General features: G+C 48.5%; 1 protein-coding gene. It reads right to left on the bottom strand.

Going from position 1 to position 1,730, the window contains the following annotated elements; genetic code table 11:
• Positions 1 to 142: 142 nt before the first annotated feature.
• Positions 143 to 1,639, bottom strand: coding sequence for an IS1182 family transposase (locus tag L1N85_RS26925; RefSeq protein ID WP_235242086.1), 1,497 nt, complete (start codon positions 1,637 to 1,639; stop codon positions 143 to 145).
• Between the last annotated feature and the right edge of the window lie 91 nt (positions 1,640 to 1,730).

Here is a 1,730-nt window from a genome sequence, read left to right as displayed (position 1 = left end):
CTAGGAGTCTGTCCGACGGATAGAGTTTTTGAGTTACCTACTGCAGGATGACCATTGTGGTTGCCAGTTTGTGTAATATTTTGAGTCAATGGATCGTGATTTTAGGCTGAATTAGCCTGCTTTTTTGCTCATTTTCTTTGCTTTATGCTGCCATTTTCCGTTTTTGGGCAGACCTCTCCCGTTTGTATACCGTAGCTTCTTTGGGATATTTGACGGAATGAAGCTTGCGGAGATTGTAACTTAACGAAAGCAGCATAAACTCGCCCGCCACCTTGTCTTCACCTCGAAGGTGGAATTGGCGGAATCCTTGCACTTCTTTCATCTCTCCCCATGCAGGTTCGACAATGGCTTTGCGCTGACGGTAAATGGCTTTACCTTCATCGCTCTGCACTTTGGTTCGCATCGCTTCACGGGTGGGATCGCTTTCCGTTCGTTGTACCGTTCGTTTTCCGGTTTTGCTTTTGACACAGTCCTTTTGAAACGGACACGTTAAGCAAGCCTCGGTTTCATAGAGCCACGCCGTTTCTTTTTCAGGATTGTTGGCATTCACAGTTTGCTTTAAAGTCAGAGCATGACCGGCGGGACAGATGTACGTATCGCTTTCTGCAACATAGGTGAAGTTGCTTTTATCGTACGCATTGCCCTTTGCTTTTCCTTCCCTTGACGGAGCGATGTAGGCGTCTACGTGCGCGTTCTCTGCCGACCGAATATTATCGGCGCTGAAGTAGCCATTATCCGCGCTTGCTTTTTCCGGCATCTTGCCTGTGTGATCTTGAATGGATTCGAGCACGCTTTGGAATTGTTGCTGATCGCTGGTGCTGTTGCTCATCACGCATCCCACGATAAAATGATGCTTGGCGTCAACCGCAATCTGCGGATTGTAACCTTGAATGACGCCTTGGGTCTTGGTATCCATGATGCGGGATTCATCATCTGTGAAATTAATTTGGTCTTTCTCGGGCGTTTTCGATTCGGCTTCCGGTTTACGTTCTTCCAGCGCTTGAAGAGCGGCTTGGATTTTGGCTAACCGAACTTGACGGTAGCGCACCTCCACGTTCGCGCTTTCGGGAAACAATGATAGTTGGCTTTCCTCTTGTTCGTCGGCCTGCTTCGCTTTCTCAAGCGCTTCGCCGATTTCGGTTTCCAAGCGTACGATCTCTTGTTTCATACGCTCGCGCGACATCGCCTTATGTTTCGAGGCATTCGCCTTCAACTTGGAACCGTCGATGCTGACATGACCCAGGGAAATATAGCCGAGCTCCATGGCGATTTGAACAATTTGTTTGAACAAGTCGGCGAACCGATCCAAGTTGTTTTTACGGAAGTCGCTAATGGTTCGAAAATCCGGTAGATTCCCGCCGCACAGCCAGCGGAACGGAATATTTTCGTCGAGAGCTGTGCGAATTTTGCGAGAAGTGAATACGCCTGTCGCATAGCCGTAAAACCACAGCTTCAATAGCATGGCTGGATGATACGCTTCTTCTCCACGATGGGAATAGCCCTCGGTCATAGCACTCAGATCCAACTGATCGACGATATCGCTGATCAGTCGAGCCAAATGACCCTCCGGCACCCATTCGCTTAAGTACGTCGGAATGAGTTCTCCTTGTTCGGTGGAGTAAGATTTGAATTTTGCCATGCGACTTCACTCCTTTACACGTCCATTACTATTTATCTAATAAATTCGAGGCGTGCGGGACAAAATCCTGTTTCGTCGGACAGACTCCTAG

Source organism: Paenibacillus alkaliterrae, from assembly GCF_021532375.1.
GTDB lineage: Bacteria > Bacillota > Bacilli > Paenibacillales > Paenibacillaceae > Pristimantibacillus > Pristimantibacillus alkaliterrae.
Note: the sequence above shows the minus strand (reverse complement) of the source record. Positions and strands in the feature narration are given on the sequence as shown.

What these genes read in the sequence shown, in the direction of transcription:
- L1N85_RS26925 (WP_235242086.1), bottom strand. Translation starts at nt 1,639, where the DNA reads ATGGCAAAATTCAAATCTTACTCCACCGAACAAGGAGAACTCATTCCG.